The sequence below is a fragment of the Streptomyces sp. Mut1 genome (genome assembly GCF_030719295.1).
Classification (GTDB): domain Bacteria; phylum Actinomycetota; class Actinomycetes; order Streptomycetales; family Streptomycetaceae; genus Streptomyces; species Streptomyces castrisilvae.
In genome coordinates, this window is the sequence record NZ_CP120997.1 from 6,584,093 (window position 1) to 6,608,196 (window position 24,104).

Here is a 24,104-nt window from a genome sequence, read left to right on the forward strand (position 1 = left end):
CCCTTCTCGTACGCCGTGGCTCAGCCGGCCAGTGCGTCGGACAGTTCCCTGGCGGCCTGCTGGAGGATCGGCACGATCCGCTCGGTGGCCGCCTCGGTGACCCGGCCCGCCGGGCCGGAGATCGAGATCGCCGCCGAGGTGGGGGAGTTGGGCACCGGGACCGCCAGGCAGCGGACCCCTATCTCCTGCTCGTTGTCGTCCACCGCGTATCCCAGCCGGCGGACCTGGTCGAGCGCCTCCAGGAAGCCGTCCGGGGTGATGATCGTCTTCTCGGTGGCGGCGGGCATCCCCGTCCGGGCGAGCAGCGCGCGCACCTCCTCCGGCGGGGTGTGCGCCAGCAGCGCCTTGCCGACGCCCGTGGAGTGCGGCAGCACCCGGCGGCCGACCTCGGTGAACATGCGCATCGAGTGCTTGGACGGCACCTGCGCCACGTACACGATCTCGTCGCCGTCGAGCAGCGCCATGTTGGCCGTCTCGCCGGTCTCCTCGACCAGCCGGGCCAGATACGGGCGGGCCCAGGTGCCGAGCAGCCGGGAGGCGGACTCGCCGAGCCGGATCAGGCGGGGGCCGAGCGCGTAACGCCGGTTGGGCTGCTGGCGTACGTAACCGCAGACGACCAGCGTGCGCATCAGCCGGTGGATCGTGGGCAGCGGCAGCCCGCTGCTCGCGGAGAGCTCGCTCAGGCCGACCTCGCCCCCCGCGTCTGCCATCCGCTCCAGCAGATCGAAGGCGCGCTCAAGGGACTGCACACCGCCGCTGGAACCGGCGGGCTTGGAGTCGGAAGTGCTGGCGTGGGACGGCGGCACGTCAACGGTCCTTTCGAAGCGGAGGAGCAAGGCAGCAGCCTATCGGGCCGTTCCCGATCGGCCCACTGCCGACGGGGGCCGTCATGGCCGGTCAGCGCCCGTTTGTCCGGGTGTCCGCAGGCCGTGCGGCGGTCCGGCGACGCCGCCTCTGGCCCATTCTACGTTCCGCACTCCGAAATGAACCTTCTACTTTGTGGAAACCTCCAGAAGCGGGTGGCGCGACGCCAGGGGTGCGGCGGCAGGTCTTGACGGGTCGCGTTCCCGAGTGAAGACTCCTTCAACAGTTCGTTGAATTCGCGAAGTGAGGAGCACGGGTGCCCGGTACGGACGTGAAGCTGCTACTGCGCTCGACGCGCGTCGTCACCCCCGGCGGGACCCGGCCCGCGGCCGTCGCCGTCACCGGCGGGACCATCGACGCCGTCCTGCCGTACGACGCCGAGCCGCCCTCGGGCGCCCGCGTCGAGGACTTCGGCGACGACGTCCTGCTGCCCGGCCTCGTCGACACCCACGTCCATGTGAACGACCCCGGCCGCACCGAGTGGGAGGGCTTCCACACCGCCACCCGCGCCGCCGCGGCCGGCGGCATCACCACCCTGCTCGACATGCCGCTGAACTCGCTGCCGCCCACCACCACCGTCGAGCACCTGCGCGTCAAGCAGCGGGTCGCCGAGCCCAAGGTGCACGTCGACACCGGCTTCTGGGGCGGCGCGATCCCCACGAACGTCAAGGACCTGCGCCCCCTGTACGAGGCCGGAGTCTTCGGCTTCAAGTGCTTCCTCTCGCCCTCCGGCGTCGAGGAGTTCCCCGAGCTGGACCAGGAGCAGCTGGCCCGGTCGATGGCCGAGATCGCGGGCTTCGGCGGACTGCTGATCGTGCACGCCGAGGACCCCCGCCACCTGGCGTCCGCGCCGCAGCGGAGCGGCCCCGCCTACGCCGACTTCCTCGCGTCCCGGCCGCGCGACGCCGAGAACACCGCCATCGAGGGGCTCATCGCCCACGCCGAGCGGCTGAACGCCCGCGTCCACGTCCTGCACCTGTCCTCCAGCGACGCCCTGCCGCTGATCGCCGCCGCCCGGCGCCGGGGCGTCCGGCTCACCGTCGAGACCTGCCCGCACTTCCTCACCCTCACCGCCGAGGAGGTCCCCGACGGGGCGACCGAGTTCAAGTGCTGCCCGCCCATCCGCGAGGCCGCCAACCAGGACGCGCTGTGGCAGGCGCTGGCCGACGGCACCATCGACTGCGTCGTATCCGACCACTCGCCCTGCACCACCGACCTCAAGACGCCGGACTTCGCCTCCGCCTGGGGCGGCATCTCCTCCCTCCAGCTCGGCCTGCCCGCGATCTGGACCGAGGCGCGCAGGCGCGGCCACAGCCTGGACGACGTGGCCCGCTGGATGTCGGCCGCCCCCGCCGCCCTGGCCGGGCTGCGCCACAAGGGCGCCATCGAGGCCGGCCGCGACGCCGACTTCGCCGTCCTGGCCCCCGACGCCACCTTCACCGTCGACCCGGCCGAGCTGTTCCACCGCAACCAGGTCACCGCCTACGCCGGCCGCACCCTGCACGGCGTGGTGCGCTCCACCTGGCTGCGCGGCGTGCGCATCGCCGCCGACGGCGTCCTCGCCGAACCCACCGGCCGCCTCCAGACAAGGGACAACCGCGCATGACGGCGACAGCACACTTCACCGGCGACGCCGACCCGTACGGCGGCGGCGACCCGTACGCCGACTACCGCACCGCCGGCCACCCCTTCACCCACCTCGTGGACCTCGCCGACCGGCGGCTCGGCGCGGGCGTGATCGCCGCCAACGACGAGTTCTTCGCCCAGCGCGAGAACCTGCTGAAGCCGGAGCCCGCGCACTTCGACCCGGAGCGCTTCGGGCACAAGGGCAAGATCATGGACGGCTGGGAGACCCGCCGCCGGCGCGGCGCGAGCGCGGACCGGCCGCACCCGGCGGACGAGGACCACGACTGGGCGCTGATCCGCCTCGGCGCCCCCGGCATCGTGCGCGGTCTGGTCGTGGACACCGCCCACTTCCGCGGCAACTACCCGCAGGCCGTCTCCGTCGAGGCCGTCTCGCTGCCCGGCTCGCCCTCCCCGGAGGAACTGCTCGCCCCCGACGTGACGTGGACGACGCTCGTCCCCCGTACGGCCGTCGGCGGCCACGCGGCCAACGGCTTCGCCGTCGATGTGGAGCGGCGCTTCACCCACTTGCGGCTGTGCCAGCACCCGGACGGCGGCGTGGCCCGGCTCCGGGTGTACGGCGAGGTGGCCCCCGACCCCGTCTGGCTGTCCGCGCTCGCCACCTTCGACGTCGTCGCCCTGGAGAACGGCGGCCGGGTCGAGGACGCCTCCGACCGCTTCTACTCCCCGGCGACCAACACCATCCAGCCCGGCAGGTCCCGCAAGATGGACGACGGCTGGGAGACCCGCCGCAGGCGCGACCGGGGCAACGACTGGATCCACTACCACCTGGCCGAAGAGGCGCAGATCCGGGCCGTGGAGATCGACACCGCCTACCTGTTGGGCAACGCGGCGGGCTGGGCGGCGCTCACGGCCCGCGACGCGCGGAGCGGTACGTGGACCGAGCTGCTGCCCCGGACCCGGCTCCAGCCCGACACCAACCACCGCTTCGTGCTGCCCGAGCCGGTCCGGGCCGACCAGGTCAGGGCCGACATCTTCCCGGACGGCGGCATCTCGCGGCTGCGCCTCTTCGGCTCGCTGACCGAGCGCGGCGCCGCCCGGCTGGCCGCCCGCCACGCCGAACTCGGCGGCTGACCCGACGGGCCCGGGGGCGGTTCAGAACTCCTCGTGTACCTCGGGGTCCCCGCCGAACCGCTGCCGCCGCCCGCCGCCGATCCGGGCCAGCTCCTCGGGCGTCAGCTCGAACCCGAACAGGTCCAGGTTCTGGCGCTGACGCCCCGGATCGGCCGACTTCGGGATCGGTACGGCCCCGAGCTGGGTGTGCCAGCGCAGCACCGCCTGGCCGGGGGAGACCCCGTGCGCCTCGGCGACGGCCACCACGTCCGGGTCGGTCAGCAGGTCACGGCCGCGCCCCAGCGGGCTCCAGCTCTCGGTGACGATGCCCTTGGCCCGGTGGAAGGCCCGCAGCTCCTCCTGGGGCAGCCGGGGGTGCAGCTCGATCTGGTTCACGGCGGGCAGCACACCCGTCTCGCCCTCCAGCCGCTCCAGGTGCTCGGCGGTGAAGTTGGAGACCCCGACCGACCGCACGAGACCGTCCTCGCGCAGCTTGAGCAGGGCCCGCCAGGTGTCCACGTACAGGCCGACCCGGGGCAGCGGCCAGTGGATGAGATAGAGGTCCACGTAGTCCAGGCCGAGATTGCGGCGGGACTCCTCGAACGAGGCCAGCGTCTTCTCGTAGCCGTGGTGACGGCCCGGCACCTTGGTCGTGACGAAGACGTCCTCGCGCGGCACCCCGCTGCGGGCGACGCCGCGTCCCGTGCCCGTCTCGTTGCCGTAGTTCAGCGCCGTGTCCACGAGCCGGTAGCCGAGGTCCAGGGCGCCGGCCACGGCCTTCTCCGCCGCCGCGTCGTCCAGCGGATAGGTGCCGAGCCCGACCGCCGGGATCGTACGGCCGTCGTTCAGGGTGTGCTCCGTGATACCGGACATGATCTTCCCTTCTCGCCTGTTCACCGTCGCGCGGGATGCCCCCCGCCCAGCGTAGGCGGGGCGGGGGGACGCGGCAGAACGGGCGGGCGGCGGCCCGCTACCGCCCCTGCGGCGGGCGGCCGTCCAGCCCGTGCGGCGCGGACATGGTGCTCCTTCGGGCGTCATGGGCGCCCCCACCCTGTCACGGTCAGGCCGAGTGGCCGCCGTCCACGGTCAGTTCGGCACCGGTGACGAAGGCGGCCTCCGCACCGGCCAGGTACGCGATCAGTGCGGCCACCTCGGCGGTGGTGCCGAACCGGTCCAGCGCGTTCGCCGCGCGCTGCCCCTCGGCGAACGGGCCGTCGGCCGGGTTGAGGTCGGTGTCCACCGCGCCGGGCTGGACCAGGTTGACGGTGATGCCGCGCGGGCCGAGCTCACGGGCCAGCGGCTTGGTCAGCCCGCAGAGCGCGGACTTGCTCATCGCGTAGAGCGTGCCGCCGGGCCCGCCCGCGTGCCGGCTCAGGGCCGTACCGAGGGAGATGATGCGGCCGCCGCGCTCCATCACCTCGGCCGCTGCCCGGCAGGCGAGGAAGACCGCCCGCACGTTGACGGCGAGGACCCGGTCGACATCGGCGGGCGTGAGGGTGCCGATGGGGCCGAGGACGCCGATCCCCGCGTTGTTCACCAGGATGTCGAGCCGGCCGAAGGTCTCGGCCGCCCGGTGCACCACCGAGGCGGCGGCCTCCGGGTCGGCCGCGTCGGCGCGCAGGGCGACGGCGCGCCGGCCGGTCGCCTCGATCGTGCGGACGACCTCCCGGGCGCCCTGTTCGTCCTGGACGTAGGTCAGCGCCACATCGGCGCCGTCCCGGGCGAGCCGCAGAGCGGTCGCGGCGCCGATACCCCGGCTGCCGCCGGTGACGAGCGCGGTGCGGCCGGTGCTGACGGTGCTGTTCATCAGGGTTCCTGTTCGTTGCCGGTCGTGCTGACAGGAACCAGGGAAGCCGCTGGGCTGGCCGGATACCGGCGGGAAACGGACGCTGACTCCGGTACGGCGGTTCCCGGGGCTCGTCAGGGGCGCGGGCGCCTTGTAGCGTGATCGTTCCCAGGTGCGAGCCGGTGCCGTCTCCCCGCCGTCCCTCCGGAGAAACAGGAGATCCAGGTGTCGTCCGCCGCCGTCCCCGTGCCCGCCCTCGCCCCGCCGCGCCGGGCCTGGCTCACCGATCTGCCCGTGCTGCTGGTGGCCGTGGTCTGGGGCTCCAGCTACCTGGCCGCCAAGGGCATCACCACACCGCGGACCGTCGTCGCCGTCCTGGTGCTGCGGTTCGCCGTCGTGCTGCCCGTGCTGGTGGTCGCGGGATGGCACCGGCTGCGCGCCCTGAGCGCCGCCCAGTGGCGCGGCGCCGGACTGCTCGGCCTCGTACTCAGCGGGATCTTCCTGCTGGAGACGTACGGCATCGTGCACACCTCGGCCACCAACGCCGGGCTCATCATCAGCCTCACGATGATCCTCACCCCGCTCGCCGAGGCCGCCGTGACCCGGACCCGGCCGACCGGGGCCTTCCTCGCGGCCGCCGGGCTCTCCGTCGCGGGCGTGGTGCTGCTGACCCAGGGCGGCGGATTCACCAGCCCCTCGGCCGGTGACCTGCTCATGCTGGCCGCCGCCTTCGCCCGGACCCTGCACGTCCTGCTGATGGCCCGGGTCAGGTCCGTCAGGTCGGCGGACTCGCTGTCCCTGACGACCGTCCAGCTCGGCGGCGCGGTCGCCGTCTTCGCCCTGCTGGCCGCCGTGCCGGGAACGGGCGAGGCGCCGTGGACCGTCGCCGCCGGCTTCGGCGTCCGGGAGTGGGCCGGGCTGCTGTTCCTGTCGGTGTTCTGCACGCTGTTCGCGTTCTTCGTACAGATGTGGTCCGTACGCCGCACCTCACCGTCCCGGGTCAGCCTGCTGCTCGGTACGGAACCGCTGTGGGCCGCCGCCGTCGGCATCACGATCGGCGGCGAACGGCTGGGCGTCGCCGGGGTCGCGGGCGCCGTGCTGGTGCTGGCGGGCACCGCCTGGGGGCGGCGCGGCGCGGACCGGGCCGCGCCCTGACCGGGGCACGCCTCGACCGCGTCGGCCCCGGCCTCATTCCTTGATCGAGTCCGAGGCGATCATGACGGCCGCCCCCGCCACCAGCAGCACGATGCTCACGAACAGCGAGTAATCGGCGACGAACGGCAGCCGCTGCACCAGGTTGAAGAAGCGGAACCAGTCGAGCCATTCGTGGAGCAGCCCGGTGACCCCCTGGACGAAGACCAGGAAACCGACCGTCTCGCAGATTTTCTTCATGACGGAGAGCCTGGCGGCCCGGGCCCCGCCGACGCGTCGGCCGGTGGGCTGCGCCCGGGGTCCGAAAGTCTCCCCTTCCGCGACTTTGGTCTCCCCGGCGCCCCGAACACCCGGAAGCCCCCTCCCGCGTGCGTAGCTTTGTCGACATGACGCGTACGGAGTACCCCTGGCTGCTGCCCTCGGCGATGGCCGACCCCGAGCTGCCCGGCGACCGCGGGCGCTCCCGCCGCACCGTGCGGGACTGGGCCGTCGACCTCGCGGCCTTTCTCTGCGCGGCGGGCATCGGCATGGCCACCCTCGCCACCATCGACGCCGACCCCACCACACCCGACGTCTTCGTGCTGATCGACTCGCTCGTCGGCGCGGCGGCCTGCTGCGCCCTGTGGTTCCGGCGGCGCTGGCCGGTCGGGCTCGCCGCCGCCCTGGTCCTGCTGTCCACCGTGGAACCGGTCGCGGCCGGCGCCCTGCTGGTGGCGCTGTTCAGCGTGGCCGTGCACCGGCCGTTCCGCCCGGTCGCCCTCGTCGGCGCCGGGGCCCTGGCCGTCACCCCCCTCCAGCCCTACCTGCGCCCCGACCCGAACTCGTCGTTCGTCGAGTCCACCGTCATCGGGGTGCTGCTGATCCTGCTCGTTCTCAGCTGGGGCATGGCCGTACGCTCCCGGCGCCGGCTCGTCGTCTCCCTGCGCGAGCGCGCCCGGCGGGCCGAGAGCGAGGCCGCGCTGAGGGCCGAGCAGGCGCAGCGGCTCGCCCGCGAGGACATCGCCCGCGAGATGCACGACGTGCTCGCCCACCGGCTGACCCTGCTCAGCGTCCACGCCGGCGCCCTCGAATTCCGCCCCGACGCCCCGCCGCCCGAGGTCGCGCGGGCCGCCGGAGTCATCCGCGACAGCGCGCACGAGGCACTCCAGGACCTGCGCGAGATCATCGGGGTCCTGCGCAGCCCCCGTGACGGGGAGACCGACGGCAACCGGCCGCAGCCCACCCTCGCCACCCTGGACGCGCTGATCGCCGAATCCCGGCTCGCGGGCATGGCGGTCAGCCTCGACAACCGCATCGCCGACCCGGCCGCCGTTCCCGCCGCCACCGGCCGCACGGTCTACCGCATCGCCCAGGAGGCGCTGACCAACGCCCGAAAACACGCACCCGGCGCCGAGGTCACCGTCGGCGTCACGGGCGGACCCGGACAGGGCGTCACCGTCGAGGTGCGCAACCCCGCCCCGGCCGAACCCTTCACCCGGGTGCCGGGCTCCGGTCAGGGGCTCATCGGGCTGACCGAGCGGGCCACCCTCGCCGGCGGCCGCCTCGACCACGGGCCCGGACCCGACGGCGGGTTCGGGGTGCGGGCCTGGCTACCGTGGGCGTCATGACCACACCGGCCCCCGCCCCGGCCCCGCCCGTCCGGCTGCTCATCATCGACGACGACCCGCTCGTACGGGCCGGGCTCACCCTGATGCTGGGCGGCGCCGCCGGCATCGACATCGTGGGCGAGGGGGCCGACGGCAGCCAGGCCGCCGCACTGGCCGACCGGCTGCGGCCCGACGTGGTCCTGATGGACATCCGGATGCCGGTCATGGACGGGCTGACCGCCACCGAGGTGCTGCGGGGCCGTCCGGACGCCCCCGAGATCATCGTCCTGACGACCTTCCACGCGGACGAACAGGTGCTCCGCGCCATCCGGGCCGGCGCCGCGGGGTTCGTCCTCAAGGACACCCCGCCCGCGCAGATCGTCGAGTCGGTGCGCCGGGTGGCCGCCGGCGACCCGGTCCTGTCGCCCGCGGTCACCCGGCAGCTGATGGCCCGCGCCACGGGCCCCGGCCAGGACGAGCGGACCGGCCGCGGCCAACGGGCGCGCGAACGGATCGCGTCGCTCGCGGACCGGGAGCGCGAGGTCGCCGTCGCCGTCGGGCAGGGCCGCTCGAACGCGGAGATCGCCGCCACGCTCTACCTCAGCGTCGCCACGGTGAAGACCCAGGTCTCCCGCATCCTCGCCAAGTTCGGCTTCAACAACCGCGTCCAGATCGCCCTGCTCGTCCACGACGCCGGGCTCCTCGACGACGAGGGCTGATCGAGACCCGGCTGAGCCATTCGTCCGCGCCCGGCCCTGAGCCCTACGCTGAGCGAGCCCGGTCCCGGTGACCGGTGCGAACCGACCGGGAGGGTGGGCCCATGTCCGAAGTCGATGTAGATCTACGCGGGTTGGGCGACTTCACCGCGAATCCGTACCCCTACTACGAGCGGATGCGCGCGACCGGTCCCGTGCACACCATCCGCACCGACGAGTTCGACCGGGCCTGGCTCGTCGTCGGTTACGAGGAGGGTCGTGCGGTCCTGGCCGACGCGCGCTTCGGCAAGGACTGGCGGTCGCTGCCCGGCGAGGCGGGCGGCGACCCGGTCAACGCCAACATGCTGGGAATGGACCCGCCCGACCACACCCGGCTGCGCAAGCTGGTGGCCCGCGAGTTCACCTCGCGCCGGGTCGAGGCGCTGCGCCCCCGCGTGGAGGAGATCACCAGCGGACTGCTCGACGCGATGCTGCCCTCGGGGCGGGCGGATCTCGTGGACGCGTTCGCCTTCCCGCTGCCGATGACCGTCATATGCGAGCTGATCGGCGTGCCCGACCTGGACCGGTCCGCCTTCCGCAAGATGTCCAACGGCGTGCTGGCGCCCGGCAGCGCGAAGGAGGAGGGCGAGGCGTTCCGGGCCATGGGCGCCTACCTCGTCGAGCTGATCGAGGGCAAGCGCCGCTCACCGGGCGAGGACCTGCTGAGCGCGCTGATAGCCGCCGGCCACGACGGCGACGACACGCTCTCGCCCGACGAACTGGTGGGCATGGCCTTCCTGTTGCTCGTCGCCGGGCACGAGACGACGGTCAACCTGATCTCCAACGGCGTCCGCGCCCTGCTCGCCCACCCGGACCAACTGGCTGCCCTGCGCGCCGACTTCGGTCTGCTCGACGGGGCGATCGAGGAGATGCTGCGCTACGACGGACCGGTGGAGACGGCCACGTTCCGCTTCGCCCTGGAACGGGCCGAGATAGGCGGCCGGGTCATCGAGCCGGGTGACCCGGTCCTCGTCTCGCTCGCCGGTTCCGACCGCGACCCCGGCCGCTACCCCGAGCCCGACCGCTTCGACATCCGCCGTGACACCCAGGGCCACCTGGCCTTCGGACACGGCATCCACTTCTGCATGGGCGCGCCGCTGGCCCGGATGGAAGGCCGTATCGCCATCCGCATGCTGCTGGAGCGCTGCCCCGGCCTCGAAGCCGACCCGGACGGGGCCGCCCCCGACTGGATGCCCGGGACCCTGATCCGGGGAGTGCGCCGGCTCCCCGTCCGCTGGTAGGCGGGAGGACGCCCGCCACGTGGCCGCGTCCGGGGCGATGACATCCGCACCCGGCTCTCGTACGGTGACAGGGGCTCGGCGTACGGTGACGGCGGCCCGCGGCCCCGGCACCGTACGCGCCCCGCTCCGACACTCGCTCCCCGCCCCTGAGGGCGGCGGCGGCGCGGGCTCGGGGATACTTGCCCAGCCGGGCCGGGACCACAGGGCCCCCGGCTCCACCAGCAGCACAGCGAGCAGCACAAGAAGGGCACGGCGTCGTGGCAAGGGTTCGGACAGGGGTACGTGCGATGGGCGCCGTGCTTGCGGCGGTGCTGGGGGCCTCCCTCATGGGATGCAGCAGCACCGGCGGCAAGCGGGCGGAGGAGCGCGCGGCCAAGGCCGCGGCCGAAGGCGGGTCCGCGGTGAACACACCCCGCTGGACCTTCGCCATGGTCACCCACTCGGGCGACGGCGACACCTTCTGGGACATCGTCCAGAAGGGCGCCAAGATGGCGGCCGACAAGGACAACATCAACTTCCTGTACTCGCACGACGACGAGGGCCAGCAGCAGGCCCAGCTCGTGCAGGCCGCCATCGACAAGAAGGTCGACGGCCTGATCGTCACGCTCGCCAAGCCCGATGCCATGAAGGACGTCGTGGCCAAGGCCACCCGGGCCGGCATTCCGGTGATCACCGTGAACTCGGGCTCCGCCGAGTCCAAGAAGTACGGCGCGCTCACCCACATCGGCCAGGACGAGTCGATCGCCGGCGAGGCCGTCGGCGAGGAGCTGAACGCGCGCGGCCGCAAGAAGGCCCTGTGCATCCTGCACGAGCAGGGCAACGTCGGCCATGAGCAGCGCTGCGCCGGGGCGAAGAAGACCTTCGACGGACAGCTGCAGAACCTGTACGTCGAGGGCACCAACATGCCCGACGTCCAGGCGTCCATCGAGGCGAAGCTCCAGTCTGACAAGAACATCGACGCGGTCGTCACCCTCGGCGCGCCGTTCGCGGACGCCGCCGTCAAGGCCAAGAAGACCGCGGGCAGCAAGGCCGAGATCGACACCTTCGACCTGAACCCCAAGGTCGCGGCCTCGCTCCAGTCCAAGACCCTCGGCTTCGCCGTCGACCAGCAGCCCTACCTCCAGGGGTACGAGGCCGTCGACCTGCTCTGGCTCTACCGCTTCAACCGCAACGTCCTCGGCGGCGGCCGCCCGGTCCTGACCGGCCCGCAGATCGTCACGTCCGAGGACGCCGCCCAGCTGGCCGAGTACGCCGACCGGGGAACGCGATGACCGCCGCTTCCGGCTCGTCGTCCCCCGCCGGGACCGACGAGCGGCTGCTGCGCACCTCACCGCTGCGCAAACTGCTCGGCCGCCCGGAGCTGGGCTCGGTCGTCGGCGCGCTCGCCGTCTTCCTCTTCTTCGCGGTCGTCGCCGACAGCTTCCTGCGCGCCACCAGCTTCGGCACGGTGATGTACGCGGCCTCCACCATCGGGATCATGGCGGCGCCGGTCGCGCTGCTGATGATCGGCGGCGAGTTCGACCTCTCCGCGGGCGTGATGGTCACCAGCTCCGCGCTGGTCTCCTCGATGTTCAGCTACCAGATGACGGCCAACGTCTGGGTCGGCGTCTTCGTGTCCCTGCTGGTCACGCTCGCCATCGGCGCGTTCAACGGCTTCATGCTGACCCGCACCAGACTGCCGAGCTTCATCATCACGCTCGGCACGTTCCTGATGCTGACCGGGCTCAATCTCGGCTTCACCAAGCTGATCAGCGGAAGCGTCTCGACCAAGACCATCGGCAACATGGAGGGCTTCCCCTCCGCCCGCAAGCTCTTCGCCTCGTACTGGACGGTCGGCGGCGTCGAACTCAAGGTGACCCTCCTGTGGTGGGCCGGGCTCGTCGCCGTCGCCACCTGGATCCTGCTCCGCACCCGCTTCGGCAACTGGATCTTCGCGGTCGGCGGCGGGGCCGACGCGGCCCGCGCGGTCGGCGTCCCGGTCATCCGCACCAAGATCGGCCTCTACCTCGGCGTCGCCTTCGCCGCCTGGGTCTCCGGCCAGCACCTGTTGTTCAGCTACGACGTCGTCCAGTCCGGCGAGGGCGTCGGCAACGAGCTGATCTACATCATCGCGGCCGTCATCGGCGGCTGCCTGATCACCGGCGGATACGGCTCCGCGATCGGCTCGGCGGTCGGTGCCTTCATCTTCGGCATGACCAGCAAGGGCATCGTGTACGCGGAGTGGAACCCCGACTGGTTCAAGTTCTTCCTCGGAGCGATGCTGCTCCTGGCCACCCTGCTCAACGCATGGGTACGCAAGCGCGCGGAGGCGACGAAATGACGGCCCCCAAGGCAACCGACGGGCCGCGGGACACCGGCCGGCGGGCACTGGTCGAGCTGGACCACGTGGCCAAGTACTACGGCAACATCAAGGCACTCGAAGGGGTGTCGCTCGAAGTGCACGCGGGCGAGATCTCCTGCGTGCTCGGCGACAACGGCGCCGGCAAGTCCACCCTCATCAAGATCATCGCCGGGCTGCACCGGCACGACGCCGGGACCTTCCTGGTGGACGGCGAGGAGACCACCCTCGCCAACCCGCGCGACGCCCTGGACCGGGGCATCGCCACGGTCTACCAGGACCTCGCCGTCGTCCCCCTGATGCCGGTCTGGCGGAACTTCTTCCTGGGCTCGGAGCCGACGACCGGCGCCGGCCCCTTCAAGCGCCTCGACGTCCGGCTGATGCGGGAGACGACGCACTCGGCGCTGCTGCGCATGGGCATCGACCTGCGCGACGTCGACCAGCCCATCGGCACCCTGTCCGGCGGCGAGCGCCAGTGCGTCGCCATCGCGCGGGCCGTCCACTTCGGCGCCAAGGTCCTGGTCCTGGACGAGCCGACCGCCGCGCTGGGCGTCAAGCAGTCCGGGGTCGTCCTGAAATACGTCGCCGCCGCCCGGGACGCCGGCCTCGGCGTGGTCCTCATCACGCACAACCCCCACCACGCCTACCTCGTCGGCGACCGGTTCGTCCTGCTCAAGCGGGGCGCCATGGCCGGCAGCCACACCAAGGACAGCGTCACGCTGGACGAACTGACCCGCCAGATGGCGGGCGGCAGCGAGCTGGAGGAGCTGAGCCACGAGCTGGAGCGCGCCTCCGGTCCGGGCCCCGGCGACACCGTGTAGCGAAGGCGCCCGGCGACCCGGCCGCTCCGGGGGTGGCAGAATCGGGGCAGACGGGCGCCGTCCGCCACCGGGATCACTCCTGACCCGGTCACCCCAGACCCCCCAGGGACGATGAGCACGTACCGCGACTTCACACACCGCGGCTCCGCCCGCGCGACCGTCCTGCGGACCGTGGGCACCCGGGAAAGGCGCTCCCACCTCACGGCGCCCCGGGTCCCCACCGTCGGCATCGACATCGGGGGGACCAAGGTGATGGCCGGCGTCGTGGACGCCGACGGCACGATCCTGGAGACCGTCCGCACCGAGACCCCGGACAAGTCCAAGAGCCCCAGGGTCGTCGAGGACACCATCGTCGAGCTGGTCCTGGACCTCTCCGACCGGCACGATGTGCACGCCGTCGGTATCGGCGCGGCCGGCTGGGTCGACGCGGACCGCTCCAAGGTGCTGTTCGCCCCGCACCTGGCCTGGCGCGACGAGCCCCTGCGCGACGCCCTGGCCTCCCGGCTCGTCGTCCCGGTCATGGTGGACAACGACGCCAACACCGCCGCCTGGGCCGAGTGGCGCTTCGGGGCCGGCCGCGGCGAGGACCACCTCGTCATGATCACGCTCGGTACGGGCATCGGCGGCGCGATCCTGGAGGACGGCCAGGTCAAGCGCGGCAAGTACGGCGTCGCCGGTGAGTTCGGCCACATGCAGGTCGTGCCCGGCGGCCACCGCTGCCCCTGCGGCAACCGCGGCTGCTGGGAGCAGTACAGCTCCGGCAACGCCCTCGTCCGCGAGGCCCGCGAGCTGGCCGCCGCCGACTCCCCGGTGGCCCACGGCATCATCGAGCGCGTCAAGGGCAACATCCCCGACATCACCGGCCCGCTCATCACCGAACTGGCCCGCGAGGGCGACGCGATGTGCGTCGAACTCCTCCAGGACATCGGCCAGTGGCTCGGTGTGGGCATCGCCAATCTGGCCGCCGCGCTCGACCCCTCCTGCTTCGTCATCGGCGGCGGTGTCAGCGCCGCCGACGACCTGCTCATCGGCCCGGCCAGGGACGCCTTCAAACGCCACCTCACCGGCCGCGGCTACCGCCCCGAGGCCCGCATCGCCAAGGCGCAGCTCGGCCCGGAGGCGGGTATGGTCGGCGCGGCCGACCTCGCCCGGCTGGTGGCCCGCCGCTTCCGCCGCACCAACCGCCGCCGCGTCGAACGGTACGAGCGGTACGCCCAGATCTACGACCAGGCCGCGAGCACCATCCGCAACACCCGCAACACCCGTACTTCGTAGGGACCCCCAGACCCATGACCGCAGCCGAGCACCCCGTCGTGCCGCGCCAGTCCACGCCGCAGGCCGACGGTGAGGGCCGGCCGCCCGAGACCCGCCGCCATCTGATCCGGCGGCGCCTGATCACGGCGACCATCATCGTGCTGCTCATCGGCGTCCCCGCCGGGTACCTGCTGATCTCGGCGGGCCAGAGCCGCCGCTCCGGCCAGGACAAGGCCGCCGAGGCCGCCGCGCAGGGGCTGCGGGCCGGCTGGCCGTCCCGGATGCTGCGCCGGATCTTCGAGGTGCCGATCCCCGGCTACGCCACGGAGGTCCAGTACTACGAGACCAACAACTGGAAGGCCAGCCGGATGTACGCGCAGTTCCGCACGACGTCGGCCGGCCTGGACCGGTTCCTGACCGATGTGGGCACCGGCCGCGCCGCCCTGGAGGCCGGGAAGGTCAGCATCGGCGCCCGCGACACGAAGATCGCCGGCTGGTACTTCGGCGACGGCGTCTCCTGGGCGGGCACCACCCACCGCAACGAGGACCCGCGGCCCACCCAGGACATCACCGTCGACATGACCGACCCGATGTCACCCGTCGTCTACGTCGTCTCCGCCGCGACCCCCTGACGCCAGCGCCTGCACCTCGGCGTAGGTCGGCGCCCCGCCCGCCGGCGGCCGCCCGTCGCGGATCGCCGCGGCGCTCGCCACGGCCCCGGCCAGCGCGCCCCGGTAGAGCAGCGAGCCGAGGCTGACCCGGCGCACGCCCAGGGCGGAGAGCTCGGCGAGCGCGGGTCCGGCCGGGGAGAACAGCACGTTCAGCGGGGTGGTGAGGACGGCGGTCAGGGCGGCGATCTCGGCCCGGTCCGAGAGCCCCGGCACGAACACCCCGTCCGCCCCCGCCCGCTCGTAGACCGCGAGCCGGTCCGCGGTGCGCTCCCGCTCGCTCCCGAGCCAGTACGTGTCCGTGCGGGCGTTGACGAAGAGCGCGGGCGCGGCCTCCTTGACGGCGGCGATCTTCGCGGCGTGCGCGGCGGCGGGGACCAGGGTGCCGTCCGGGCGGCCGTCCTCCAGATTGATGCCGGCGGCCCCCGCCCCGTACAGCCGCCGGGCCAGCACGGCGACCTCGGCGGGGTCGTCGCTGAAGCCCCCCTCGGCGTCCACGCTGAACAGGAACGCACTCCGGCCGAGCCGGCGGGCCAGGTCCACGGTCGCCTCCTTCGTGGCCGCCGCCCCGTCCGGCAGCCCGAGGCCCGCGGCCACCCCGAGACTCGTGGTGCCCACCGCCTCGAAGCCCGCCGCGACCAGGGACGCGGCGGAGGCGTGGTCCCAGGCGTTGGGCAGCAGCAGCGCACCGCCCCGGTGGTGGAGCCGGGCGAAGGGGGTGGGCGCGGGCTCTCGTACCGTCGAGTGGTTCATGGCTCCGACGGTAGGGCCGGAACACTTCGGCGCCCGCCGAACCGTCCCTGCGGCACCATGAGGGCATGTCCCCTCTCGCCGATACGGCGGCTCTCTTCGCCGACCGCACCCGGGCCGCGTTCTGCCAGGCGCTGCTGGACGGCCGGGCCTGGACGGCCGGTGAGCTGGCCCGGCACGCGGGCGTCAGCGCGTCCACCGCCAGCGAGCAGCTCTCCCGTCTGGTCGCCGGCGGCCTGCTGGCCGAGGAGCGCCAGGGCCGGCACCGCTACGTCCGGCTGGCGGGCCCGGAGGCCGCCGCGCTGACCGAGGCCCTGGCCGCGTACGACCCCGGCCTGCCCCGGCCGGGCAGCCTGCGCGCGTCGGTGCGCCAGGACGCCGAGGCGCGGGCGCGGACCTGTTACGACCATCTCGCGGGCCGGCTGGGCGTGGCCCTGGCGGACGCGATGACCGCGCGCGGGCTGGTGGACACCGGCTCCGGGATCGCCGTCACCCCGGCGGGCCGGGCCTGGCTGGCCGATGCCCTGGACTACCGGCAGCCGGCGGGCGCCCGGCGCCCTCTCGTACGGACCTGCCTGGACCGGACCGAGCGCCGCCCCCACCTGGCCGGGGTGCTCGGCGCGGCGCTGTGCGGGACGGCGCTGGAGCGGGGGTGGGTGCGGCGGGTCGGCTCGGGGCGGGCGGTGAAGGTGACGGCGCGGGGGAGCGAGGTGTTCGGGGAGCTGCTGGGGGTGGAGGTGTGAGCCGCGCTCAGCGCCAGGGCACCTCCGTGGAGGCGAAGTAGGGCAGGTCCCGGTCCGTCCAGAGCCGTCCGTGGCGGGCCAGGCGCTCGCGGTACTCCGCCCACCGCGGTGCCCGCCCGCACCACGCGGCCTCCGCCACCGAGACCAGCCGGGGCAGCAGGAGTACGGAGACGTCGTCGAAGCCCGCGAACCGTTCGGCGAAGACCGTCGCCTCCACGCCCGCGACGCGGGCGTCCGGGATCGCGTACGCCCCCGGGTCCCATTCCGCCGTGTGCCGGACGCCCAGCGGGCGGTATCCGTCGAAGCCGAGGCGGGCGGCCTCGCCCGCCTGCTGGGGCGGTGCGAACTCCGCCGCGTACGGCCGGTCCAGATACAGGTGGGACTGGGGTGACAGCAGGACGCGCCCGCCGCCCTCGACGGTCCTGCGCAGGTCCTCGTCGGTGGGGGCGAAGAACGTCTTGAGCGCCCCGATGATCTCCAGGGTCCGCCCGGCGGCCACGAGTTCGGGGCGGGCCGTCAGTTCGTCGGCGGTGTCGGGAAGGTCCATCATCGCCACGTCCACCCAGTACTGGGTGATGTCGTCCGGCTCGACGCCGGCGCGTGCGGACTCCTGCCAGGCGACCGGGCGCTTGTCCAGGGAGCGGACGACCGCGCGCAGTGCGCGTACGGAGTCCTCGAAGCTCTCCGGGGTCGCGCCGAACGCCTCGTCGGCGCCGATGTGGACGTAGGGGCCGTCCGTCAGCGCGCAGACGTCGGCGAGTATCCGGGTGACGGCGGCCCGGGTCGCCCCGTCGGTCAGGTCCAGCGGGGGCACGAACGGGAAGCGGTCGGCGAGTCCGGCCGGTGCGGGGGCCGGGGGCAGTCCGGGCACGGCGTCCCGGAGCGTCGCGCAGTGGCCCGGCAGGTCGATCTCGGGGACGACCGTGACGAACCGCCGGGCCGCGTACTCCTGGAGCGCGCGGTAGTCGGCCGCGGTGTAGAAGTCCGCACCCGGTGCCGTCAGCCCCGGGGTGCCGGGCAGCTGGATGCGCCAGCCCTCGTTGTCGGTGAGGTGCAGGTGCAGCACGTTCAGCTTGTAGAGCGCGGCGAGGTCGATGATCCGGCGCAGCTCGTCCGGGGTGAGGAAGGTGCGGGCCGGGTCGACCATGAGGCCGCGCCAGGCGTAGCGCGGGGCGTCCGTCAGCTCTTGGAAGGGGAGTTCGCCGGACGCGCGGCTGGTGGCGATGAGCTGTACGGCTGTGGTGGCGCCCCGGAACGCGCCTTCCGGGGTGCGGGCGAGGCAGGTGATGCCGTCGGCGTCCACGCGCAGCCGGTAGCCCTCGTCCACGGGCCGCTCACCGCCGGCCGGGGCGATGCCGAGGGGCGGTGCGCAGGCCTCGTCGTCCAGGCCGATGACGAGTTCGCGCGGCGCTCCGTCCGGGCCGCCGGGCAGGTGCGGGGCGAGCAGTTCCCGTACGGTGCCGGCGATCCGCTCCAGCGCCGGGCCGGCCGCCCGCACCCGCCAGGGGCCGGTTGTGCGCAGGGTGCCGGCGGGGGAGGCCGGTCGGGTTTCGGCGTGCGGAATGACGGCGTTCACGAGGCTTTCTCCCTGTGCGCGATGGGGCCGGGGCGCCAGGGAGCCGGAGCGGCGATGTCAGGTTCGGGCGGTCCGGCTCCCTGCGTGTGCGGCGCGGGCTCCGGGGCGAGTTCGGACCGGCCGCCTCTTCTCCCGTACCGCTGCCACCTGTACGCTAACACGAAAACCGATCAATGAACGCTTTTTGCGGAGTGGGCACGGCCCGCCTCCGGGCGAAAGGAGAACCCGATGGTGCACGAGGCCGGACCCGGTTTCGCTCTGCCGGAAGGCTTCCTCATGGGAGCGTCGACTTCGGCCCACCAGATCGAGGGCAACAACGTCTCCAGCGACTGGTGGACCCTGGAGAACCACCCCCGCAGCTTCATCGAGGAGCCCAGCGGGGACGCGGCAGACAGCTTCCACCGATGGCCCGAGGACATGGACCTGCTGCGCGAACTCGGCTTCGACTCCTACCGGTTCAGCGTCGAGTGGGCCCGGATCGAACCGCAGCGCGGCCGGATCTCACGGGCGGCGGTCGCGCACTACCGGGCCATGGTGCGCGGGGCGGTGGAGCGCGGACTGACCCCGGTGGTGACCCTCCACCACTTCACCTCGCCGCAGTGGTTCAGCGACCTCGGCGGCTGGACGGCACCCGAGGCGGCCGGGCTGTTCGCGGCCTACGCGCGCACCTGCGCCGAGATCCTGCGCGAGGGCGTCCGCTACGCCGCCACCATCAACGAGCCCAACATCATGGCCCTGATGTACGCCCTGCGGGCCCACGCGGCCGAGCACGGCTGGGACAGCGTCGCGCAGGGCGCGCGCGCCGCCCGCGAGGCGGGGGCCGCCGCTGTCGACCCGGCCTCCTTCGAACCGGACCCCGAGGTGGTCCGGGCCCTGATCCGAGCCCACCGCGCCGCGTCCGCCGCGCTGAGGGAGACCGTCCCCGGCCTCCGGGTCGGCTGGACCGTCGCCAACCAGGTCTACCAGCCCGAACCGGGCGCCGAGGACATCGCGACCGCCTACGCGTGGCCGCGCGAGGACGTCTTCCTGGAGGCCGCCCGCGAGGACGACTGGGTCGGCGTACAGGCCTACACCCGCCACCGCATCGGCGCCGACGGCACCCTGCCCCCGCCCCGGGACGCCGAACTGACCCTGACCGGCTGGGAGTTCTACCCCGAGGCGCTCGGGGAAGCGGTGCGGCACACGGCGGAGGTGGTCGGCCCCGGTGTGCCCGTCCTGGTCACCGAGAACGGCATCGCGACCGACGACGACAGCCGCCGCATCGCCTACACCGCCCGCGCCCTCGCGAGCCTCGCCGAGGCGATGGACGCCGGCATCGACGTACGCGGCTACCTGCACTGGAGCGCCCTGGACAACTACGAGTGGGGCAGCTACCGGCCGACGTTCGGGCTCATCGCGGTCGACCGGCACACCTTCGCCCGGACCCCCAAGGAGTCGGCGCGCTGGCTGGGCGGCCTCTCCCGGGAGCGCCGGCTGCCGGCCGCCGCGCCGCTCGGCTCGGTGCCCGCCCCGACCTCGCGTTAGGGTGACCGGCATGGCGAAACGGGGCCCGTACGAGAAGGGCGAGGCCAAGCGCAGCGAAATCCTGCACGCGGCACTGGAGATCTTTGCCGCCGAGGGGTACCGGGGTACCTCGCTGCGGAAGGTGGCGGCCAAGTGCAGTCTGAGCCTGCCCGGTCTGATGCACTACTTCGACTCCAAGGAGGACCTGCTCACCCAGGTCCTGCGCATGCGTGACGAGACCGCGCGGGTCCGGCAGGCGGAGCGCGCCGACCCGCACGGCTACCGCGAGATCATCCGGGAGGGCGCCAAGACGCCGGGCCTGGTCGAGCTGTTCGTCTCCATGGCCGCCGCCGCGAGCGACCCGGCCCACCCCGCCCACGCCCACTTCGCCGAGCGCTACCCGGTGCTCCGCGAACGCGTGGCGGACTTCGTGCGCGACGGGGTGGCGGAAGGGCGGATCAGCTCCGCCGTCCCGCCGGAGCGGCTGGCCGTGCTGCTCATCGCCGTGGCCGACGGCATCCAGCTGCAATGGCTGATCGACCGGTCGACGGACATGGAACAGCCCATCGAGGACCTGCTCTCCGTCCTCGATCCGCGTACGGCGCCCGACGGGGCCTGAACGGCCGGGGGAGGGGCGGCGCGGGTGCGCCGCCCCTCCCTTCGCCCTCGGCACGGTCATTCCCGGCCGAGTGCCGCCGCCGTCCCGGTCACGGCCCTCGTCCAGTCCGTCCAGCGCGGATCGCCCCCGGCCGCCGGTTCCCAGGCCATCGCCGTACACACGTACCCCACGGCGAGGCCGCTGCCGGGATCGGCCATGCCGAGACGGCCGCCCGCCCCCGCGTGGCCGAACGAGCCCTCGCCCAGCAGGGGCAGGCCCCGCCGGGGCAGCTCGAAGCCGAGCCCGAAGCGGGAGCGGCCCGAGGCGTCGTCGCCGTCCAGCGGGGGCGGGGGCGGCACGGCGTCGTCGCGCGGGGCGCGGGCCCGGCCGACGGTGGCCGCGGACAGCAGCCGCACCCCGTCCACCGGACCGATGAGCGCCGCGTAGAGCCGGGACAGCGACCGGGCGTTGCCTATGCCGCCGGCCCCCGGCAGTTCGGCGGCGCGCCCCTCACGGGTCGCCAGCCCCCGGGTCGCGGCGGCCAGCTCCGCCGCCGAGGCCCGCAGTGCCCGGGACAGCGGGCCCCGCGGATCGAGCCCGAGCCCGGCGAGGAATCCGGAGACCTGCTCGGGCGACGGGTCCGGGCGTACGGAGAACTGCGGGACGAACCGGTGCTCCTGCTCGGGCGGCAGCCCGATCCACAGATCGAGGCCGAGCGGGGCCGCCACCTCGGCGGCGAAGAACGCCCCGACGCTCCGCCCGCAGATCCGGCGGACGACCTCGCCGACCAGGTGCCCGTACGTCAGCGCGTGGTAGAGGGAAGCGGTGCCCGGTTCCCACAGCGGGCGCATCGCGGCCAGGTCCGCCACCCGGCCGTCCCAGTCGTACAGGCCGGGCAGCCCGACGCCCGCCGCGTCGGCCGTGAACGCGGGCAGCCCCGCCCGGTGCGTGAGGAGATCCGCCACCGTCGTCCCCGCCTTGCCCTCGGCGGCGAACTCCGGCCAGTAGCGGGCCACGGGCGCCTCCGGGTCCAGCGCGCCGCGCTCGCTCAGCAGATGCGCGCAGACCGCGACCAGCCCCTTCGTGACCGACATCAGCACACTCACCGAGTCCGTCCCGAAGGGCGGCGGTCCTGCCGCCAGGTCCACCACCAGCCGGCCCCGGTGGTGGACGGCCAGCTGCGCCGCGCCGGGGTCGTCGGCGCACCCCCGGACGAAGGCGTCGCGCACCTCCTCCCAGCCGGGCGCCACCCGTCCGCTCACCGCCACTTCGTCACCCGCGTCAGTCACGGTGCCGGTCCGCCGTGCGGGCCTCGGCCTCGTCGGCCAGGGCGGGCAGGCTCTCGGGCGGCAGGGGGCTCTGCGGGAACTCGGCGATGACGTCGAGGGGCACCCCCGCGAGGAACCGCCGCATCACCGGATCGGCCAGGGCGCCCGCCCCCTCCTGGGCGGAGTCCGCGCGGGCACGGGCGAACGCCTCCATCAGCAGCGGGCCGCCCACCGGGTGTCCGAACCACTCGGCGAGCGTGTTGCGGCCGGTCAGCCGCAGGTTCGAGGGGTCGCCCTCGACGTCGAGGCCGACGGACGCACGGATGTCACGCGAGGAGGCGCCCGCCTCGACGCGGTAGCGACCGCCCTCGGTCTTCCAGCCGCCCTCACGCTCGCTGTAGTACGCCAGGTCGTGCCGGGTCAGGCGCACGGTCACCTCGCGGCTCTCGCCGGGCTCCAGGAACACCGAGGCGAATCCCCGCAGTTCGCGCACGGGGCGCAGGACGCGCGAACCGTCCGGCCCGCCGCTGTAGACCTGGACGATCTCACGCCCGGCCCTGGACCCGGTGTTGGTTACGGTCAGCGCGACGCGGAAGCCGTCCCCGTCCTCCCGCACGCTCATACCGTCGTAGCCGAACGTCGTGTACGACAGGCCGTGGCCGAAGGGGAAGGCGACCTCGCGGCGCTGGGCGTCGTAGCCCCGGTACCCGACGAAGATCCCCTCGCCGTACCGGGCCCTGCCCTCCTCGCCGGGGAACGAGAGGTGGCTCGGGGAGTCCTCCAGCCGCAGCGGAACGGTCTCGGCGAGCTTCCCGGACGGGTTGACCGCCCCGAACAGCACACGGGCGAGCGCGCCGCCGCCCGCCTGGCCGAGCAGCCACCCCTCCACGAGGGCCGGCACCCGCTCCTGCCAGGGCGCGGTGCGTACGACCCCGCCGTTGGAGAGGACCACCACCACGCGGGAGTTGGCTTCCAGGACCTGTCGCAGGAGACCCGTCTGCGCGGCGGGCAGGTCGAGGTGGTCGCGGTCGAAGCCCTCGGACTCGTCCTGCGGCGGCAGGCCGAGGAACAGCACCACCGTGTCGCTCCGCCCGGCCAGCTCCACGGCCTCCTCGGCGAGCCGGGCATCCGGCTGCCCGTCATCGGCGCCGGGCAGTGCGTAGCCCGCCGCGAACCGCACGTCCGCGCCGGTGGCCAGGGCGCGCAGACTGTCCAGCGGCACGTCGAGCCGGGTGGGCGTCACCTGGGAGCTGCCGGCCCCCTGGAACCTCGGCGTGCGGGCGAACTCGCCGATGACGGCCACGCTGCCGGCCGCCGGGTCCAGCGGCAGCAGCGCGTCGTCGTTCTTCAGGAGCACCACGCACTGGTCGGCGGCCCGGCCGGCGATGCGGTGCGCGGCGTCCACGTCGAGGGCGGCGGGGGAGCCGGCCGGGGCGGTCGTGCGGTGGGCGAAGAGGGCGAGGCGGTCGACGGCGCGGTCGAGCAGCGCCTCGTCCAGCGCACCCGACTCCACGGCGGCGGCCACCTCGCGGTCCGTGCGTCCGCCGGGGCCGGGCATCTGGAGGTCGAGGCCGGCGCGCAGGGCGGCCACCCGGTCGCGTACCGCACCCCAGTCGGACACCACGATCCCGTCGAACTCCCACTCCTCGCGGAGGATCTCGGTCAGCAGGCGGGTGTTCTGCGACACCGGCACGCCGTTGACGCCGTTGTAGGAGGCCATGACGGACCAGGGGCCGTCGCGGCGGACGACGCGTTCGAAGGCGCACAGATAGATCTCCCGCAGCGGGCGCTCGTCGATGTCGGCGCTGACCCGCATCCGGTCGGTCTCCTGGTTGTTGGCCGCGTAGTGCTTGAGGGACGCCCCCACGCCGGCGTTCTGGAGTCCGCGCACCATGGCGCCGCCCAATTCGGACGAGACCAGCGGGTCCTCGGAGAAGTACTCGAAGTTGCGGCCGCACAGCGGCGACCGCTTGATGTTGATGCCGGGCCCGAGCACGACGTGGACGCCGTGCGCCACGGCCTCGGCGGCGATGGCGCCGGCCACCTCCTCGGCCAGCTCCGGGTTCCAGCTGCTGCCGAGGGCGACGGCGGGCGGGAAGCAGGTCGCGGGGGCGGCGCTGTGCAGGTCGAGCTGGCCGCCGTCACCGCTCTCCCGGGGCAGCCGCAGCCCGTGCGGGCCGTCGGACATCCGGACGGCGGGGATGGCCGCCGCCTCGGACCCCTGGCTGACGAAGTCCCCGGACCCGCTGGTCAGGGACGCCTTCTCGGCGAGCGGGAGACCGGCGGCGGGGGAGGGGCGGGGCGCTGATCGCTGAGTCATACGGGCACCTGTCGGGCTTTCGTGGAGGCGGCGGCGGGGTGCCGCGGCGGGGCGGGCGGGCCGTGCGGCGGTGGCCGCCCGGTGGAGCGAATCGGGGCAAGACGGCATGCGACCCAAAAACGTATGGTGATCGGTTTTCGGTGTCAAGGGCCTGCGCGCGCGGCGCCGGCGGACCCCTCGGACG

Annotated in this window: 22 protein-coding genes; 14 read left to right on the forward strand and 8 right to left on the reverse strand. The window is 73.7% G+C overall.

Features of this window, described 5'->3' with window-relative positions; all coding sequences use genetic code 11:
• Nucleotides 1-20 precede the first annotated feature (20 nt).
• The gene (locus tag P8A18_RS28660) at nt 21-806 is read right to left on the reverse strand and encodes an IclR family transcriptional regulator (protein WP_306059125.1); all 786 of its coding nucleotides are present in this window, start codon (nt 804-806) and stop codon (nt 21-23) included.
• 314 nt (nt 807-1,120) lie between these two features.
• Here P8A18_RS28660 and allB point away from each other — a divergent pair, with 314 nt between their 5' ends.
• Nucleotides 1,121-2,470, forward strand: a complete 1,350-nt coding sequence (gene allB, locus P8A18_RS28665) for an allantoinase AllB (protein WP_306059127.1) — start codon at nt 1,121-1,123, stop codon at nt 2,468-2,470.
• Entirely contained in the window at nt 2,467-3,582 is a 1,116-nt protein-coding gene (alc, locus tag P8A18_RS28670) for an allantoicase (RefSeq protein ID WP_306059129.1), read from the forward strand. The genes allB and alc overlap by 4 nt, the downstream gene beginning before the upstream one ends.
• 21 nt (nt 3,583-3,603) lie before the next feature.
• Here alc and P8A18_RS28675 read toward each other — a convergent pair whose 3' ends face one another.
• Together P8A18_RS28675 and P8A18_RS28680 are read right to left on the reverse strand one after the other, a co-directional pair.
• Nucleotides 3,604-4,434 (reverse strand): aldo/keto reductase, encoded by an 831-nt coding sequence (locus tag P8A18_RS28675; protein WP_306059131.1) that lies wholly within the window; start codon nt 4,432-4,434, stop codon nt 3,604-3,606.
• Nucleotides 4,435-4,621: 187 nt separating this feature from the next.
• The gene (locus tag P8A18_RS28680; RefSeq protein ID WP_306059133.1) at nt 4,622-5,368 is read right to left on the reverse strand and encodes an SDR family oxidoreductase; all 747 of its coding nucleotides are present in this window, start codon (nt 5,366-5,368) and stop codon (nt 4,622-4,624) included.
• 204 nt (nt 5,369-5,572) lie between these two features.
• Here P8A18_RS28680 and P8A18_RS28685 point away from each other — a divergent pair, with 204 nt between their 5' ends.
• Entirely contained in the window at nt 5,573-6,502 is a 930-nt protein-coding gene (locus P8A18_RS28685) for a DMT family transporter (RefSeq protein WP_306059135.1), read from the forward strand.
• 33 nt (nt 6,503-6,535) lie between these two features.
• Here the strand turns inward: P8A18_RS28685 and P8A18_RS28690 are convergent, their stop codons facing one another.
• Nucleotides 6,536-6,739 (reverse strand): hypothetical protein, encoded by a 204-nt coding sequence (locus tag P8A18_RS28690; RefSeq protein WP_306059137.1) that lies wholly within the window; start codon nt 6,737-6,739, stop codon nt 6,536-6,538.
• 146 nt (nt 6,740-6,885) lie between these two features.
• Between P8A18_RS28690 and P8A18_RS28695 the strand changes: the two genes are divergently transcribed.
• The 8 genes from P8A18_RS28695 (at nt 6,886) to P8A18_RS28730 (ending at nt 15,126) form a co-directional block, all read left to right on the forward strand.
• Nucleotides 6,886-8,106, forward strand: coding sequence for a sensor histidine kinase (locus P8A18_RS28695; protein ID WP_306059139.1), 1,221 nt, complete (start codon nt 6,886-6,888; stop codon nt 8,104-8,106).
• The gene (locus P8A18_RS28700) at nt 8,103-8,804 is read left to right on the forward strand and encodes a response regulator (RefSeq protein ID WP_306059141.1); all 702 of its coding nucleotides are present in this window, start codon (nt 8,103-8,105) and stop codon (nt 8,802-8,804) included. The genes P8A18_RS28695 and P8A18_RS28700 overlap by 4 nt, the downstream gene beginning before the upstream one ends.
• A 101-nt stretch (nt 8,805-8,905) precedes the next feature.
• Nucleotides 8,906-10,081 carry a cytochrome P450 family protein gene (locus P8A18_RS28705; RefSeq protein ID WP_306059143.1) on the forward strand — a complete coding sequence of 392 codons (1,176 nt, stop codon included), beginning with the start codon at nt 8,906-8,908 and terminating at the stop codon, nt 10,079-10,081.
• A 257-nt stretch (nt 10,082-10,338) separates the two neighbouring features.
• Entirely contained in the window at nt 10,339-11,352 is a 1,014-nt protein-coding gene (locus P8A18_RS28710; RefSeq protein WP_445978200.1) for a sugar ABC transporter substrate-binding protein, read from the forward strand.
• On the forward strand, nt 11,349-12,401 hold the full coding sequence (locus tag P8A18_RS28715; protein WP_306059147.1) for an ABC transporter permease: 1,053 nt from the start codon (nt 11,349-11,351) through the stop codon (nt 12,399-12,401). The genes P8A18_RS28710 and P8A18_RS28715 overlap by 4 nt, the downstream gene beginning before the upstream one ends.
• Nucleotides 12,398-13,240, forward strand: coding sequence for an ATP-binding cassette domain-containing protein (locus P8A18_RS28720; protein WP_306059149.1), 843 nt, complete (start codon nt 12,398-12,400; stop codon nt 13,238-13,240). The genes P8A18_RS28715 and P8A18_RS28720 overlap by 4 nt, the downstream gene beginning before the upstream one ends.
• 111 nt (nt 13,241-13,351) lie before the next feature.
• The gene (locus P8A18_RS28725; RefSeq protein ID WP_018554595.1) at nt 13,352-14,515 is read left to right on the forward strand and encodes an ROK family glucokinase; all 1,164 of its coding nucleotides are present in this window, start codon (nt 13,352-13,354) and stop codon (nt 14,513-14,515) included.
• Nucleotides 14,516-14,529: 14 nt separating this feature from the next.
• Nucleotides 14,530-15,126, forward strand: a complete 597-nt coding sequence (locus P8A18_RS28730; protein ID WP_306059152.1) for a hypothetical protein — start codon at nt 14,530-14,532, stop codon at nt 15,124-15,126.
• On the opposite strand, the gene P8A18_RS28735 is transcribed toward P8A18_RS28730, so the two are convergent.
• Entirely contained in the window at nt 15,088-15,915 is an 828-nt protein-coding gene (locus tag P8A18_RS28735; RefSeq protein WP_306059154.1) for an isocitrate lyase/PEP mutase family protein, read from the reverse strand. The genes P8A18_RS28730 and P8A18_RS28735 overlap by 39 nt on opposite strands.
• 65 nt (nt 15,916-15,980) lie before the next feature.
• On the opposite strand from P8A18_RS28735, the gene P8A18_RS28740 reads away from it, so the two are divergent.
• Entirely contained in the window at nt 15,981-16,655 is a 675-nt protein-coding gene (locus P8A18_RS28740) for an ArsR/SmtB family transcription factor (RefSeq protein WP_306059156.1), read from the forward strand.
• Between the two features lie 7 nt (nt 16,656-16,662).
• Here P8A18_RS28740 and P8A18_RS28745 read toward each other — a convergent pair whose 3' ends face one another.
• Nucleotides 16,663-18,231, reverse strand: coding sequence for a family 20 glycosylhydrolase (locus tag P8A18_RS28745; protein ID WP_306059158.1), 1,569 nt, complete (start codon nt 18,229-18,231; stop codon nt 16,663-16,665).
• Nucleotides 18,232-18,459: 228 nt separating this feature from the next.
• Between P8A18_RS28745 and P8A18_RS28750 the strand changes: the two genes are divergently transcribed.
• Both P8A18_RS28750 and P8A18_RS28755 read left to right on the forward strand, forming a co-directional pair.
• The gene (locus P8A18_RS28750; RefSeq protein WP_306059160.1) at nt 18,460-19,755 is read left to right on the forward strand and encodes a glycoside hydrolase family 1 protein; all 1,296 of its coding nucleotides are present in this window, start codon (nt 18,460-18,462) and stop codon (nt 19,753-19,755) included.
• Nucleotides 19,756-19,765: 10 nt separating this feature from the next.
• A complete protein-coding gene (locus P8A18_RS28755; protein WP_018554589.1) occupies nt 19,766-20,353 on the forward strand; it encodes a TetR/AcrR family transcriptional regulator in 588 nt (195 codons plus the stop codon).
• A 56-nt stretch (nt 20,354-20,409) separates the two neighbouring features.
• Here the strand turns inward: P8A18_RS28755 and P8A18_RS28760 are convergent, their stop codons facing one another.
• Together P8A18_RS28760 and P8A18_RS28765 are read right to left on the reverse strand one after the other, a co-directional pair.
• Nucleotides 20,410-21,621, reverse strand: coding sequence for a serine hydrolase domain-containing protein (locus tag P8A18_RS28760; protein WP_306059162.1), 1,212 nt, complete (start codon nt 21,619-21,621; stop codon nt 20,410-20,412).
• Nucleotides 21,614-23,920, reverse strand: coding sequence for a glycoside hydrolase family 3 C-terminal domain-containing protein (locus P8A18_RS28765; RefSeq protein WP_306059163.1), 2,307 nt, complete (start codon nt 23,918-23,920; stop codon nt 21,614-21,616). The genes P8A18_RS28760 and P8A18_RS28765 overlap by 8 nt, the downstream gene beginning before the upstream one ends.
• Nucleotides 23,921-24,104 lie beyond the last annotated feature (184 nt).